The sequence below is a fragment of the Streptosporangium fragile genome (assembly GCF_039534445.1).
Classification (GTDB): Bacteria; Actinomycetota; Actinomycetes; order Streptosporangiales; family Streptosporangiaceae; genus Streptosporangium; species Streptosporangium fragile.
In genome coordinates, this window is record NZ_BAAAVI010000082.1 from 1 (window position 1) to 14,595 (window position 14,595).

Annotated in this window: 11 protein-coding genes; 2 read left to right on the plus strand and 9 right to left on the minus strand. The window is 72.9% G+C overall.

From position 1 onward, the window contains the following. The 3 genes from ABD841_RS35045 to fabG all read right to left on the minus strand — a co-directional run. A partial coding sequence (locus tag ABD841_RS35045) for a glycosyltransferase family protein (RefSeq protein ID WP_486389210.1) occupies positions 1-545 on the minus strand: 545 nt, incomplete at its 3' end. A 66-nt stretch (positions 546-611) separates the two neighbouring features. Next, positions 612-1,583, minus strand: coding sequence for an aromatase/cyclase (locus tag ABD841_RS35050; RefSeq protein WP_344980778.1), 972 nt, complete (start codon positions 1,581-1,583; stop codon positions 612-614). A gap of 55 nt (positions 1,584-1,638) precedes the next feature. Further along, the gene (gene fabG / locus ABD841_RS35055) at positions 1,639-2,424 is read right to left on the minus strand and encodes a 3-oxoacyl-ACP reductase FabG (protein ID WP_344980780.1); all 786 of its coding nucleotides are present in this window, start codon (positions 2,422-2,424) and stop codon (positions 1,639-1,641) included. A gap of 382 nt (positions 2,425-2,806) precedes the next feature. Here fabG and ABD841_RS35060 point away from each other — a divergent pair, with 382 nt between their 5' ends. Both ABD841_RS35060 and ABD841_RS35065 read left to right on the plus strand, forming a co-directional pair. After that, positions 2,807-3,985 (plus strand): hypothetical protein, encoded by a 1,179-nt coding sequence (locus ABD841_RS35060; protein ID WP_344980782.1) that lies wholly within the window; start codon positions 2,807-2,809, stop codon positions 3,983-3,985. A gap of 33 nt (positions 3,986-4,018) precedes the next feature. Then, the gene (locus tag ABD841_RS35065) at positions 4,019-5,239 is read left to right on the plus strand and encodes a nucleotide disphospho-sugar-binding domain-containing protein (RefSeq protein ID WP_344980784.1); all 1,221 of its coding nucleotides are present in this window, start codon (positions 4,019-4,021) and stop codon (positions 5,237-5,239) included. 51 nt (positions 5,240-5,290) lie between these two features. On the opposite strand, the gene ABD841_RS35070 is transcribed toward ABD841_RS35065, so the two are convergent. The 6 genes from ABD841_RS35070 to ABD841_RS35095 form a co-directional block, all read right to left on the minus strand. Beyond that, positions 5,291-6,904 (minus strand): FAD-binding oxidoreductase, encoded by a 1,614-nt coding sequence (locus tag ABD841_RS35070; protein WP_344980786.1) that lies wholly within the window; start codon positions 6,902-6,904, stop codon positions 5,291-5,293. A gap of 174 nt (positions 6,905-7,078) precedes the next feature. Continuing rightward, positions 7,079-8,356 (minus strand): activator-dependent family glycosyltransferase, encoded by a 1,278-nt coding sequence (locus ABD841_RS35075; protein WP_344980788.1) that lies wholly within the window; start codon positions 8,354-8,356, stop codon positions 7,079-7,081. 20 nt (positions 8,357-8,376) lie between these two features. Beyond that, positions 8,377-9,801: an acyl-CoA carboxylase subunit beta gene (locus ABD841_RS35080; protein ID WP_344980791.1), complete on the minus strand. Its 1,425-nt coding sequence runs from the start codon at positions 9,799-9,801 to the stop codon at positions 8,377-8,379. A gap of 190 nt (positions 9,802-9,991) precedes the next feature. Then, complete coding sequence (locus tag ABD841_RS35085; RefSeq protein ID WP_344980793.1) at positions 9,992-12,154, minus strand: AfsR/SARP family transcriptional regulator; 2,163 nt, start codon at positions 12,152-12,154, stop codon at positions 9,992-9,994. A gap of 129 nt (positions 12,155-12,283) precedes the next feature. Beyond that, entirely contained in the window at positions 12,284-13,045 is a 762-nt protein-coding gene (locus tag ABD841_RS35090) for a response regulator transcription factor (protein ID WP_344980794.1), read from the minus strand. Further along, positions 13,038-14,081 (minus strand): sensor histidine kinase, encoded by a 1,044-nt coding sequence (locus ABD841_RS35095; RefSeq protein WP_344980796.1) that lies wholly within the window; start codon positions 14,079-14,081, stop codon positions 13,038-13,040. The genes ABD841_RS35090 and ABD841_RS35095 overlap by 8 nt, the downstream gene beginning before the upstream one ends. Positions 14,082-14,595: the final 514 nt, after the last annotated feature.

Here is a 14,595-nt window from a genome sequence, read left to right on the forward strand (position 1 = left end):
CTGCGCAGCAGCTCGCCCCGGTACCGCTCCCGCATCCGGCCCAGGAGGTCCAGGCTGTACAGCAGCCGGGCGTGGGCCGCCCCGCACGCCCTGGCCGCCACCGGCCCCGCGAGGACCAGCGTGTCCCAGACCACCAGGTCCGGCCGCCACGCCCGGGCGAACGCCACGAGCTCGTCCATGGCGGGCTGCGGGGAGAGCGACGTGAAGGCCAGCGTGGTCATCACGGTGAACAGGCCCTGCATGTAGTCGTAGGTCAGGGCCTCGGGAGGGAGCCCGTCGAGCTTGAGCAGCAGTTCGGGGTCCGGGGCGTCGGAGTTCGCCTGCTCGGCGGCCTCGCGGTGCCGACGGTTCTCCTCCACCATCCCCGCCTGGTCGAGCTCCGGGCCGATCGGCACGGCGGTCAGGCCGGTGCGGGTGATGTCGTCGACCAGCTCGGGCTGGCTGGCCACGCACACCTCGTGCCCCGCGGCCCGCAGCGCCCACGCCAGCGGGACCTGCGCATACGCATGCGCCTTCGTCGGTAGCGTCACGAACAGGACTCGCACGGCGTTCTCCTCGAAGCTCGACGAAGCTCAACGAAGCGGAGCGGCCGGAGTGGCGGCGCGGGGCCCTCAGGGCGTCGCGGGGCCGGAGGTGCCGGCGATCCGCTCCGCGTACTCCTTCGCGTGGCGCATCGTCGCGGTGCTGTTGCGGCCGAGGGCGTTCCGGATGAACGCGCGGGCGTCGGCGACCGTCGCCCCCTCCCCCAGCACGGACGGGACCGCCCGGGGCTCGATGACGACCGTGTGGACCGAGGTGACCGCGACCCCGTCCGCGTCCTCCTCGATCAGCCACTGCCCCGTGTGCACCGACATCAGCGCGGGGGTCTGGAGCTGCTTGTACACGATCCTGTCGTGGGGGAAGCAGATGCGCACCGACTTCGTGGTGTGGGTGGCGCCGTCCGCCGTCCGGGTGTCCATCTCCAGGGTCTGCACGTTCGGGGTGTCCTCCGTCAGCGCGACCCGGGCGACGTGCGGGAGCCGCTCCTCCCACCGACCGGCCTCGTAGATGAAGTCGTAGACGTCCTTCGCGGCGCCGGCGACCCGCACGACGTCGTCGAAGGAGAGCACCAGGTCCTCGCGCCCGCGCTCGGCCACCGACCGCAGGGCGGCCAGCTCCGCGTCGCTGTTGCGGTCCACGGCCCGCCGTATCCACTCCACCTTCTCCGGGTCGTTCCCGACGGCCTGGAAGTCGTGCAGGAGCCGCACGCGGGTCAGTTCCTCCGACAGCGGCTCGATCAGCCACTCCCCGCCCATCGCGGCCACCGGAGGCTGGGAGACCTCCTGGCGGAAGCGGACGCGCAGGCCGTCCCGGTCGAGGTGGCGCCGGGAGGTCCAGCCCTTGACCTCCCCGTTGGCGGTCGCCCAGATGCGGATGCGCTCCTCGGTCTCGCCGCGCTCCACGTGGTCGGCGAACACGGTCGGCGGGAAGGCCCGGGGCCATTCCGTGACGTCCGCGATGAGGCCGAAGACGTCCTGGGCCGGAGCGGCCACCGTGATCTGGTGCTCGGTCCGGTGTGTAGTGCCGTGCGGCATCTCCTGCATCCCGTTCCTCCCTGTCTGTTTGCCGTTCTCCGTCTCGCGCGGCGCCCCGGGGCGGTCAGTAGTTCCCGAGGCCGCCGCAGACGTTGATGGCCTGGGCGGTGATGGGGCTCGCCGGCTCGCTGATCAGGTAGCCGACCAGCCCGGCCACCTCCTCGGGCGTGCTGTAGCGGCCCAGCGGGATCTTGGCCTGGAACCTCTCCAGGACGTCGTCCTCGGTGGTGTCCCAGACCTGCGCGTACCCCTGGCGGACCCGCTGCGCCATCGGCGTCTCCACGTATCCGGGGCAGACCGCGTTCACGGTGATGCCGGTCCTGGCCAGCTCCAGGCCGAGGGCCTTGGTGAAGCCGACCACCCCGTGCTTCGAGGCCGAGTAGGGAGCCCCCAGCACCACGCCCTGCTTGCCCCCGGTGGAAGCGATGTTGATCACCCGGCCCCGGCCCCGCTCCAGCATTCCCCCCGTGGTCAGCGCCGCCCGGGTCACCCGCAGCACGCTGTTGAGGTTCGTGTCGATGACGTCCAGCCACAGCTCGTCGGCGATCCGGGCGGTGGGCCCGCCCCCGCTGCGCCCGGCGTTGTTGACCAGCACGTCCACCGGGCCGTACCGCTCGACGGCCGCCCGGACGAACGCGTCCACCTGCTCGGTGGAGCGCACGTCGCACGCCCGGCCGTCCGCCTCGACGCCCTCGTCGCGCAGCTCCTTCACGACGTGGGCGACGTTGTCGGCGTTCCGCGCACAGATGAAGACCCGCAGCCCGTTCCGGCCGAGCAGCCGCGCGACCGCCAGCCCTATGCCGCTCGTCGCCCCGGTGACGACGGCGGACCTCGTCTCTTCGCTGGTCATAAGCGCTCCCTAGGGTTCTGCCGGCCGCCGCGCCTGCCACGCGGGCCGCGCCGGGCTTCACCGCCGCGGCCTTCACGGGACGCCTCGGCCCGATCGCGGCGGGACCTTCAGGACGCGAGCGTCGCACCGGCCGCTCGCGGTGCGCTTGACGTCCGCACGGCGGCGGTCGTACGGGGACCACCGGCAGTCGAGTGACGCACGAGGGGGCGCGTCCCCACCCGGCGCGGCGGGACCGCCCGCGGCCGGGCGGCGGTGGGGACGGCCGGGCGCCCCGCCCAGCGATCGTTGAGCCCGATCCGAGACGCCCCGGACAAGCTCGAGGCAAACCGGTTCGCCCCCGGCCGGCCGTACGAGGCACGCGACACAGGAAGAGGAACGGTCAATGCCGAAGCCGAGCACCAATCTGACGGAGCGCCTCATCCTCGCCGGGACCGCTCCGGACGAGGAGATCAACACGCTGGTCAAGGACGCCGGGCTGGACGCGGTCGTCGCGGCCCTCGTCGAGGAGATCCTGTCCCGCTGCGAGCAGCCGGTGAACATCAAGGCCGTCAACGTCGCCCTCGACGTCACGCACGGGGACGAGCAGCGGCGGACCGTCCTGCGCGTGCACCGGGACGAACCGATCCGGGTGCTGGACGAGTCCGCGCCGGTGGTCTGGAGCCGCCTCGGCATCACCGCGACGGACCTCATCCGGCGCCTGTACGGCAGGACCGATCACCGCCGCAACGGCGACTTCCACAACTCGTTCCTCCCGGACGCGCCGTCCCCGCAGGACATGTACTTCGAGCTGCCCGAGATCTTCACCTCCGCGACCCAGGCGACCGGCACGATCATCGCCGGATGCGCCGCCTACGGCGCCGACCTCGGCAGCCTGTCGGTCCGGTGCGGGTCGGACAAGTGGGCGAGCTTCCACTGGTACACGCCGCACTACGAGCGGCACTTCGCGCGGCTGCGCGACGAGCCGGTGCGCGTGCTGGAGATCGGCATCGGCGGCTACGACGAGCAGCTCGGCGGCGGCTCGCTCCGGATGTGGAAGAGGTACTTCCACCGCGGCCTGATCTTCGGGCTCGACATCTTCGACAAGACCGAGCTGACCGAGCCCCGGCTGACCGCGCTGGTCGGCGACCAGAACGATCCGGACGGGCTGGTGGCCCTGGCGGAGCGGTACGGCCCCTTCGACATCGTCATCGACGACGGAAGCCACATGAACGAGCACGTCCACACCTCGTTCGCCGCCCTGTTCCCCTACGTCCGCGACGGCGGGGTCTACGTGATCGAGGACATGCAGACGTCCTACCTCCCCAGCTTCGGCGGCAGCCCCGACGACACGGCCGGGCCGGGCACCTCGATCGGGCTCGTCAAGCGGCTCCTGGACGACCTGCACCACCGCGAGCGCCCGCGCCGGGCCGGCGAGGAGCCGAGCCCCACCCAGCGCTCCGTGACCGGGGTGCACGTCTACCACAACATCGCCTTCGTGGAGAAGGGCACCAACGGGGAGGACGGGCTGCCCGGATGGATGGACGTGGCGGCGTGGGACGCCCTGGGGGCGACCGACGCCTGACCGCCGAGACCCGAGGAGTTCCGAGGAGTTCTGATGCGTGTGCTGTTCACGGTGTCCTCGTGGCCGACCCACTATTCGGCGATGGTGCCGCTCGGGTGGGCGCTGCAGGCCGCGGGACACGAGGTCCGCGTGTTGTGCCCGCCCTCGCAGGTCGGCCCGGTCAGCGAGGCCGGGCTGCCTCCCGCCCCCGTGCTGGGCGGCATGGACGTGGTCACGCGGTTACGCCTGCAGTACTACGAGGAGGCGGTGGAAGGCGTGTGGCCCTACCCGTGGTTGCCGTTGCACCCGCTGACGGGAGAACAGCTCGGCGACCTCGACGACTTCGACGTCGCCGGTTTCCGGGAGAGCGTCGCGCCGGAACTCGACGCGAGGACCGCGCGGAGCTTCGACGCGGCCGTCGAGTTCGCCCGCGCGTGGCGGCCGCACGTCGTGCTCCACGATCCGGCCAGCCTCGAAGGGCTGCTCGCCGCCCGGGTGGCCGGCGTGCCGTCCGCGCTGTGCCTGTGGGGGCCGGTCGGCACGCACGAGGCCGAGCACATGCGCATCGTGCCGACGGATCACAGCGGCTCGTTCCCCCGGTACGGCCTGGGCGAGCTGAGCCTCGACATGATCGAGAACGTCGTGGACCCCTGCCCGGCCTCCCTGGCCCCGCCGACCCCGGCGCGGCGCCTGCCCATGCGGTACGTGCCGTACAACGGCAACCGGCCGGCCCCGGCCTGGCTGCTCCAGCCGGCGGACCGGCCGCGCGTCTGCGTGACCTGGTCGACGGCGCTGTCCACGGTGTCCGGGCCGAACTCCTACCTGCTCCCCGAGGTGATCCACGCCCTGCGGGACCTGGACTGCGACGTGATCGTCACGGCGACGCCCGCGGACGTGGCCGCGCTCGGCGCGGTGCCCGTGTCGGTGCGCGTCGTGGAGCACGTGCCCCTGCGGCTGCTGCTCCCCGGCTGCGACGCCGTCGTCCACCACGGCGGGAGCGGCAGCACGCTGACCGCCCTGTGCGCCGGGATACCGCAGTTCATCGCGACCTTCGCCGCCGAGCAGACCGTCACCGGCGAGCGCGTGGCCGCCGCCGGCGCCGGCCGGCACATGCTCGGGCACCTCGCCGACCGCGACGCCATACGCGCCGCGGTGGGCGAGCTCCTGTCCGACGGTTCCTACCGGGCCGTCGCGACCGCGCTCCGCGACGAGATCCTGACCCGGCCCACCCCGGCCCGGCTGGTCGGGTCGCTGGAGGAGCTGGCCGCCGCCTGAACCGGCGCGCGCGGGGGACGCGGGCATCCCGCCCCGCGTCCCCCCGCGGGATCATCCCTCGGCGCGGATCGACAGCGCGTGACGGAAGACGTCGCGAGGGTCCCAGCGCCTCTTGGCCCGCCGCAGGGCGGGGTAGTTGCCGCCGTAGTAGAGGGTGTGCCACGGCACCCCGGAGGTGTTCCAGCGCGGGTCGGCGAGGTCCACGTCCGGGTAGTTGATGTACGCGCCGGCGTTGGCGGGGCCGGGCGCGGGGACGCCCCCCGTGTCCGCGTGCAACTCCCGGTAGAACTCGCGGATCCAGGCCAGCTGCCGCTCGCCCCCCGCCGGGTCGCCCCACATGGTCTCGTAGACGGCGCTGAAGAGGGCGTCGCGGTGCGGCATCGCCGTCGCCGAGGACTCCACCGCGTTCATCCTCCCGCCGAGGAGGGTGAGGTTGACCGAGGTGCCCCAGCGGTCTCCCCCGCTCTCGGTCAGGAACCGGTGCACGACCGCGATCTGCCGGTCCGACCACGGCCGGCGCAGGAAACCGGACTTGGTCTTGAACGACACCGTGCCGATGCCCTGGGGCACCGAGAGCGTGGCCTTCAGCCACGACGACGTGGACGTCTGCGACGTGTGCGGCACGTCGGTGCCCTTCGCCATCGCCGCCACGAAACGGTCCATGAGCCCGTCCGCGCCGGGCAGGCCACCGTCGAGTGCGGCGTTCACGGTGAGCGGGCCGTTCTCGCGGTGGGCCAGGGTGAGCCCGCTCATCAGGCCGGCGTACGGGGAGTCCGGGCCGGTGTTCTCCGCGTGCCAGGCGCCGTAGGTGCGCACGAGGCCGGTGAACGCCTCCTCCGTCATGCCCTCCCACTGCCAGGTCACGGAGGCGCTGAGGAGAGTGCCGGGCGGTGCGGGGAGGAGGCCGGAGGGGTCCGCGCCGCGGGCGTCCGGCGAACGCAGCCAGTACCGCGTGACGATCCCGAAGTTCCCGCCCCCGCCGCCCGTGTGCGCCCACCACAGGTCCCGGTTCGGATCGGAGGGGCTCCCGGTCGCCACCACCGCCCGCGCCCGGCCCGTCCCGTCCACCACGACGACCTCCACGGCGTGCAGGTGGTCGGCGGCCAGGCCGTACCGGCGCGACAGGGGCCCGTAGCCCCCGCCCGCGAGGTGCCCCCCGACGCCCACGCTCGGGCAGGCCCCGCCCGGCACGGTGACGCCCCACCCGAGGTACAGGGTCCGGTAGAGCTGACCGAGCGTCGCGCCCCCCTCCACGGCGAACGCCTTCCTGGCCGGGTCGAAGTACACGGCCTTCATCTCGGACAGGTCGATGAGGACCTGCACGCCGGGGTCGTCGACGAAGTTCTCGTAGCAGTGCCCGCCGCTGCGCACGGCGATCCTCTTCCCGGCCCGTACCGCGTCGCCCACGATCCGCACGACCTGCTCCGTGGAGCCGACGACGTGCACCGACTGCGGGCGGCCCGCGAAGCGGCCGTTGCGGCCCCGGGAGACGAGATCCCCGTACCGGGGGTCGTCCGCGTCGACGGTCACCGCGCCCAGCGGGGGCGGGCACGCCGCCGCGGCCTCCGGGCGCGCGCCCAGGACCGGCCCGCCGACGAGCACGCTCCCGCCCGTGAGGGTTCCGCCGAGGAACCCCCGGCGCGTCAACCCTGCCAATGCCACCACCGGCCTTCCCGATCGGCTCCGCACGGTCTGACGGGACGGCGGGCCGATCCCGTGCCGGTCGGCTCCGGGGGTCGGGCGCTCGCAGACGGTTCGTCCCTGCTCCGAGCTTCGGCATCCCGGCTCGCCGCGCGCTCGAACACCGCTGGAGCCGGGCCGGGCCGACGGCGGACGCGTCTAGGAGCGGCCCAGCGCGGTCAGCTGCTCCAGCACCGGCACGACGTCGCGGGGGGCCGGGGTGCCGAGCATCTCGGTCCGCAGCCGCGCCGCCCCCGCCGCGAACGAGGGCTCCCCCAGCACCCGGGCCAGCATGTCCCGCACCTCGCCCGCGGTCACCTTCCTCGCGTCGGGCACGCTCAGCCCGGCGCCGGCGTCCTGCACCCGCCGCGCCCAGATCCGGCTGTCCCAGTCCCCCGCCCTCGGGGGGAGGACGACCTGCGGGATCCCGTGCGTCAGCGCCGCCTGCAGGGTGCCGAACCCGCCCTGGTGGATGATCGCCGAGCAGCTCGGCAGCAGCTCGTTCAGCGGCACGAAGTCCACCACCCGCACGTTGTCCGGCACCCGGGAGACCCCCGCGAGCTGGTCGGCGTTCAACGTGGCCACCACCTCGGCGTCCAGGTCCGCCACCGCCTCCAGCAGATCGCCGATCGAGACCCGGTCGCCGCCCAGCACCTCCCTGACCGACAGGCCCAGGGTCAGGCAGACGCGGCGGCGCACGGGTGGCTCGCGCAGCCAGCCGGGGACGGTGGCGGGGCCGTGGTACGGCACGTGCCGCACCGGCACGTAGTGGTGGTCCACCGCCAGCCGCATCGACGACGGGAGCGGGTCGACGGTCCACTGGCCCATGACCATGTCCTCGCCGAACGCGCAGCCGTACCGCTCCAGCACCGGGCCCAGCCACTCCTCCAGCGGGTCCTCGCGCAGTTCCGCGGGCCGGCGCCGCACCGCGTCCAGGTAGCGCTCGCGCATCCGCCCGATCACGTCGAGGCCGAACATCAGCCGGGCGTGGGCCGCCCCGCACGCGCGGGCCGCCACCGGGCCCGCGTAGGCCAGCGTGTCCCAGACCACCAGGTCCGGCCGCCAGGCGCGGGCGAACCCGACGAGGTCGTCCATGACCTCCGGCGGCGAGATGCCCTGGAAGACGAGCGTCCAGGCGGTGTGCACGGCGTGCATGTAGTCGTAGGTGAGCCTCTCGGGGCGGAGTTCGGCGAACTCCAGCACCTCCTGCCACGACTCCCAGGGCAGGGACTCCTGCTTCTCCTCCCTGATGTACGCCCCGGGGTCGAACGGTGGGCCCACCGGGACCGCGGCGAGGCCGGCCCGCGTGACGTCGTCCATCATGTTGGGCCGGTTGGCGACGTGCACCTCGTGTCCGGCCGCCCGCAGCGCCCAGGCCATCGGCACCTGGGCGAAGATGTGCACCCTCGCGGGGGGCGTGAAGAACAGGACCCGCATGGAACTCTCCTTGAGGCCGGTCAGAGCGGGATGTTGCCGTGGGCGCCGCGCCCGGCGGGGGCGGCGGCGAGCGCCTCGGCCAGCTTGCGACGGGTCTGCGCCGGGTCGATGACCTCGTCGATCGCACCCTGCGCCACGGCCACGTGGAGCCCCCCGCAGGTCCGTTCGTGCTCGGCGACGAGGGCGGCCCGCAGCGCCTCGCGCTCCTCGGCCGGGGCCGCGGCGAGCTCGCGCCGGTACAGGATGCGCACCGCGGGCTCCGCCCCCATGACGGCCGCCTCCGCCTCGGGCCACGCGAAGACCGCCGTCGCGCCGAGCGCGCGGGAGTTCATGGCGATATAGGCACCGCCGTACGACTTGCGGGTCACCAGCGTCACCCGGGGGACCACGGCCTCGGCGAAGGCGTGCAGCAGCTTGGCGCCGCGCCGTATCACCCCCTCCCACTCCTGTCGCACGCCGGGCAGGAAGCCCGGGACGTCCACGACGACCAGCAGGGGGACTCCCTGGGAGTCGCACATCCGCACGAACCGGGCTGCCTTCTCGGCGGCGAGCGAGTCCAGGCACCCGCCCTTGCGCAGCGGGTTGTTCGCCACCACGCCGACCGCGCGGCCGCCGAGCCGGCCGAGGCCGACCACGATGTTCGGCGCCCAGGCGGCCTGCAGCTCCTCCAGGCCCCCGGCGCCGTCGTCCAGGATGCGCCGGAGCAGCGGCTTGACGTCATAGGCCTGGTTGGGGCGGGCGGGCAGCAGCGGGCGCAGGTCGTCCTCGTCGCGCACCAGGTGCGGATCGAACATGCCGGGCCGGGTGAACAGCGTGGTGATGCGCCGGGCCCGGGCGTAGGCGTCGGGCTCGGAGGCGGCGCGCACGTGGACGACACCCGAGCGGCGCCCGTGCGGTTCCGGGCCGCCGAGGTCGGCCATGTCGACCTCCTCGCCCGTGACGTCGCGCACCACGTCCGGCCCGGTCACGAACATGCGCGCGTCCGGCGCCATGATCACCAGGTCGGTCAGGGCCGGGCCGTACGCCGCGCCGCCCGCGGCCGGGCCGACCACGACGGAGAGCTGCGGCACCCGGCCGGAGGCCCGGACGATCGCGGTGAACACGCGCCCGACGCCCTCGAGCGACCGCACACCCTCGCCCAGGCGTGCCCCGCCGCAGTGCCAGATCCCGATGACCGGGCAGCGTTCGCGCACCGCCGTGTCGATCGCGGCGACGATGTCGTCGCAGCCGGCCGCGCCCATGGCGCCGCCCATGAGGGTGGCGTCCGTGCAGAAGGCCACCACCTTGGCCCCGTCGACGAGGCCGCGCACCGTGTGCACCCCCGTGTTGCCCGGTTCCCGCAGCGGGGTGCCGGAACCCGGGTCCAGGAGCTGGGACAACCTCCGCGCCGCGTCCCGGAGGCCCGGGTCCGCCACCGACCGGCGACCGATCGCGGAAGCCCTCATCGTTCCCCCTTCGCCGTCGTCCGACATCCGGGATCAATCTAGGGAGCGACGATGCAGAACCCCTTGAAAGGCGCTGGAGGCCCGCTGAAGCCGGATCCCCGCCCCGCGACCGGTCCTCCCGTGCCGCGCCCGCGCCGGTCACGCCGTGACCCGTCCGACGGCGCGGGTGCGGTCCGGAGGCCGGCGGGGGTCACTCGCCGACGCTCATCAGCCTTCTGGGGCCGACGGCCTCGGGCGGTGCGGACGGTCCGCAGGCCGCGACGGGGGGTACGGCCGGCCGGGGCGGGAGGTACGGCTGCTCTCCCTGGGGTCCGGGGTCCAGCGCCATGGTCAGGCGCTCGCGGGCGTAACTCAGGATCAGCTCGGGGAACCGGTAGCGGATCTCGCCGTCCTTGTACTGCGTCACCCTGATCAAGCGGTGCTCCACCAGGCTTTCGAGGGCGGACTGGATGTCGGCGGCGTCCCAGCCGAGCAGCTCGGCCGCCTCGTGCGCGGTGAATCTCGGGGTCGGCAGCATGCTGAGCAGGCGGAAGACGGCCTGCTCCCGCCGGCTCAGGCCCGCGTAGCTGGAGTCGTACCTGGCCCGCAGATCGAGATCGCCGATGCTCAGCAGGTCGAGGGTCCGCGGCGCCCCGGACAGCCGCTCGGCCATCTCGGTGATCGACACCTCGGGCATCGTGGCCAGCCTGCTGCCGATGCACCGCAGGGCGAGGGGCAACCGGCCGCCCAGTTCCACCAGCCTGTCCGCCGCCCTCGGCGCCCGGTCCAGCCGGGCGCGCCCGATCACGCGGCCCAGCAGTTCGACGCCCTCGGCGTGGTCCATGACGTCGAGGTCGGCCTCCCAGCTCCCGGCCAGCCCGTGCAGCCTGCGCCGGCTGGTGACGACGAGGGCGCACCGCGGATCGCCCGGGATCAGGTGCCGCACGTCCGCCGAGGACGACGCGTCGTCCAGGACCACGAGGAGCCTCCGGCCGGCCGTCACCGAGCGGAACAGCGTGCTCCGCTCTTCCAGGCCGTAGGGGATGTGCGGCTCCGGAACCCCCATCGCCTGGAGGAAGCCGCCGAGCACCTCCGACAGGTCTCGGGGCCGGCCGGTCGAGCCCCGCAGCTCCGCGTAGAGCTGCCCGTCCCCGAACCGGGGGCGCAGGCGGTGCGCGAGGTGGATCGCCAGCACCGTCTTGCCCACCCCCGGCATACCGCTGATCGCCACGACCGGGGTGGCGGTCCGGTCCCGCGCCGCTCCGGCGGACGCGAAGCCCGAGAGGATCTCTTCGACGATCGAAGCGCGCCCGGTGAAGTCCGCGATGTCGGCGGGGAGCTGGGCGGGAGGTCCCAGCGGCGGGACCACGGCGGCGATCGGCTCGGCCATGGCGGGAGCGGCCGCGGCAAGGGCGGCCTCGGCGAGATCGGCCGCGGCGGGGTCGCCGGGGGCGTCGTCCGCGGCGGGCCCCGGCTCCGCCCCGCCCGCCCGGGGCGCGGCGGGCGCGTCGCGCGGCGGGAAGGGCGCGGGTACCGCGACGTCCGCGCTCCGGCGCGGCACGACGGTGACCCGGTCCTGCTCGAGCGGCTCGCCGAGCGGGGCGCCCGCGAGCAGCGCCTGGTGGAGCTCCCGCAGTTCCCGCCCGGGGTCCAGGCCGAGGTTCTCGATCATGTTCTCGCGCAGGACGCGATAGACCTCCAGCGCCTCGTGGCGGCGCCCCGAGCGGTGCAGGGCGATCATCAGGGACGCGTGGAGGTGCTCGTGCAGCGGATAGGTGAGCACCAGCGACTTGAGCTCGCTGACCAGCTCGCGGTGGCGCCCGAGCTGGAGGTCGGCCTCGATGCGGAGTTCCAGGGTTCGCGACCTCAGCTCCTCCAGCCGAGTCGCGTAGGAGGACAGCAGCCCGCCCTGGACGACGTCGACCAGCGCCTGGCCGCGCCACATGCCGAGTGCCCGCCGCAGGGTCTCGGCCGCGCCGGCGGCGTCGCCGCTCTCCAGCGCGGCCTGGCCGAGGGCGGCGTCCCGTTCGAAGCGGTGGAGGTCGATCGAGCTGTCGGGGATCGTGAGGACGTATCCGCCCGGCCGGGTGCTCAGGATCTCCTCCGCGCCGGGCTCGACCAGGATCTTCCGGAGTTTGTAGATGTAAGTCTGGAGCGTCGTCATGGCGCTCATGGGCGGACTTTCTTCCCAGAGCTCGTCGATAAGCTCGTCAGTCCGTACTACCGTATTCCTGCGAAGCAGCAGGAGAGAGATGACCTGACGCGGTTTGGACGCAGTCGGCAGAACGTTATGCCCGTTGCAAAGTATCTCCACTGGACCAAGCACGCGAAAATCCACGGAGCCCCCAAGCTGAACAATCGGTGCAGACCTCATCGAAACTAACTAAGCCCTTCAACCATCACAAGACAGTCACACCGAAAGTCCTCTGACAGCGTCTCGTCAGCCCGCCCCGGCGCGACCGAAAGTTCCCGGGCGGCGCTCCGCCCCGCGGCACGGCACGGGTCACCGTTCGCCGCCTCCGGACGTCCTCGCCTCCCGATCCGGCCGGTCCCGCCTCGGCGACTGGCGCTTCGGGCGGGCCCCCTGCGCCGGCCCGGCGGGGCCGGACTGGCCCGAGGTCCCCGCCCCGACCGTGATCAGCGACGCGGCCACCGCCTTGTTCACCGCGTCGATCCGCGAGACGGCCTCCAGCTTGCCGAAGATCTTGCCGAGATGCCGCTTGACCGCCGCCTCGGTGAGAGAGAGCTGGGCGGCGATCTGGGCGTTGCTCAGGGCCTCCGCGGTGAGCTGGAGGATCTCGCGCTCCGTCGCGGTCAGCACCTCCTCGGCGGGCCCGCGCAGATGGAGCAGGCTCTCCTGGGAGACCGAGAGCACCACCCGGGTGTCGTCGGCGGAGACGCTGCGGATCGCGGCCACGAGTTCCTGCCGGGTGGCGCTCTTGAGCAGGTAACCCCGGATGCCCGCGTCCAGCAGGCTCCGCAGCAGGTGCGGGCCCTCGAACATGCTGAGGACGACCACGGCCGTGCCGGGCGAGAGCGCCCGGATCCGGCCCACCGTGGTGACGGCGTCGTCTCCGGGGATGCCGATGTCGAGCAGCACGACCTGCGGCCTCATCTCGGCTGCCAGGGCGACGGCGGTACGGCTGTCGCTCGCCTCGCCGACGACGACCATGTCCTCCTGGGTCTCCAGGATCTCCCGAACGCCGTCCCGTACCAGCGCGTGGTCGTCGACGATCAGGATCGCCGTCCGCGCCGGATCAGGCATCGCCGCGCTCGGGAATCGGGACGAAGAGCTCGACATGGGTGCCCCTCCCCTGCACCGTGGACACGGTCAGCGCGCCGTTCAGCAGTTCGGCGCGTTCCCGCATCGCCGACAGGCCGATGCCCCCGCTCTTCTCCGCGGGATCGAACCCGGCGCCGTCGTCGTCGACGTACACACGCAGCTCGTGCGGGGCGATGTGCACGCCGATGACCACGAGCTTGGGACGGCCGTGCACGACCGCGTTGCGGACCGCCTCCCTGGTGATGAGGAACACCTCGTCCTTGACGGCGTTCGGCGCCCACTCCTCGTCCCCGTTGACGTTGAGGCGGAAGACCGCCTCGTTGGCCGGCAGCGCGGCGAACGCGGCCGACAGGGCCTTCTCCAGGTTCTTCACCGGCTCCTGCAACCGGAGCTCCGAGGTCGTCGCACGCAGGCTCCGCATGGCCTCCCGTACGGCGAAGCGCGCCCTCTCGACGCGCTCGGTGGCCTTGCCCAGGTCCGTTCCGCGTTCCCTGGCGACGTCGTACAGCTCCATCTGCCGGAAGGCCGTGTTGAGCCAGAAGCCCACCCGGTCGTGCAGCTCGCGGGTGATGCGGCTCCGCTCGTCGAGCTGGGCCTCGTGGACCTTGTTGAGCAGCCGGCCGGAGTAGGAGACCAGGCCGTCCGAGAGCCTCGACGTGATGCTCCGGTAGAGGACGGAGACCGCCAGCCCGAACGGGTCGCGCGACTCCTCGCCGAGATCCACGTAGGCGACCAGCCGGCGCAGCACGATGTCGAAGAACGCGTCCCAGAACAGCAGCGAGTCGCGGGGATGGGCGTCCCGCGCGGCGGCGCTCCCGCCGTTGCCGCCGGCCGCCCGCCGGTTGTTCTCGGTCACCCGTGCGTGCCCGGCCCGCAGGCTCTCCACCATGTCGGACAGGATCAGCTCGGCTTCGGCCAGAATATGACGGCGAGCCGCCGCGTCGTCGGCGACCGGCCCGCTCATCGTGTCGAGGACGCGCTCGCATGCGGCCCAGAATTCGGCCCTGTCCTTTTCCACGAGCGATGCCAGGTCCTGTGCCGCGCCCTCGGGCGTCGGCGGCGTTCCACCAGCCTCGATATCCTTTGTCACCAGAAGCCCCCGAACTCGTCGAATCCATTGCCGGTGCCCGGTCGCGATGAAGTGACGATGCGCGCCCTTACGGCAGGGTCGTTCGGTTCAGGAGAAGCCGCCTCAGCCATGTCGAGATGACCGCGTCAGCCGGCATCCGCACGAAATCCAACCTCCTTACCGCTCCCATCTCCTGATCGCTCGGCGTCGGCACGCCGGTCACGCATTCCGCTCCGGCCGGGAAAAGCCTGACAACTCTGTGCGGCCGCGAGGAGACACGATTCTCGGTGAGCCCCGGGGTTGGACAGCCTGGCGTAACAGATGGCGCCCGTGACGGCGTTGCGCCTGATCAGCAGCGGACTACTCCACTGACCCGCACTCGCGGCACGTCTCGCCTCCTTTCCGAACGAGGATCGCAATCGGCGGCAGCGAGGTCAACACTTGCGGGGGGATTCGCACAAAA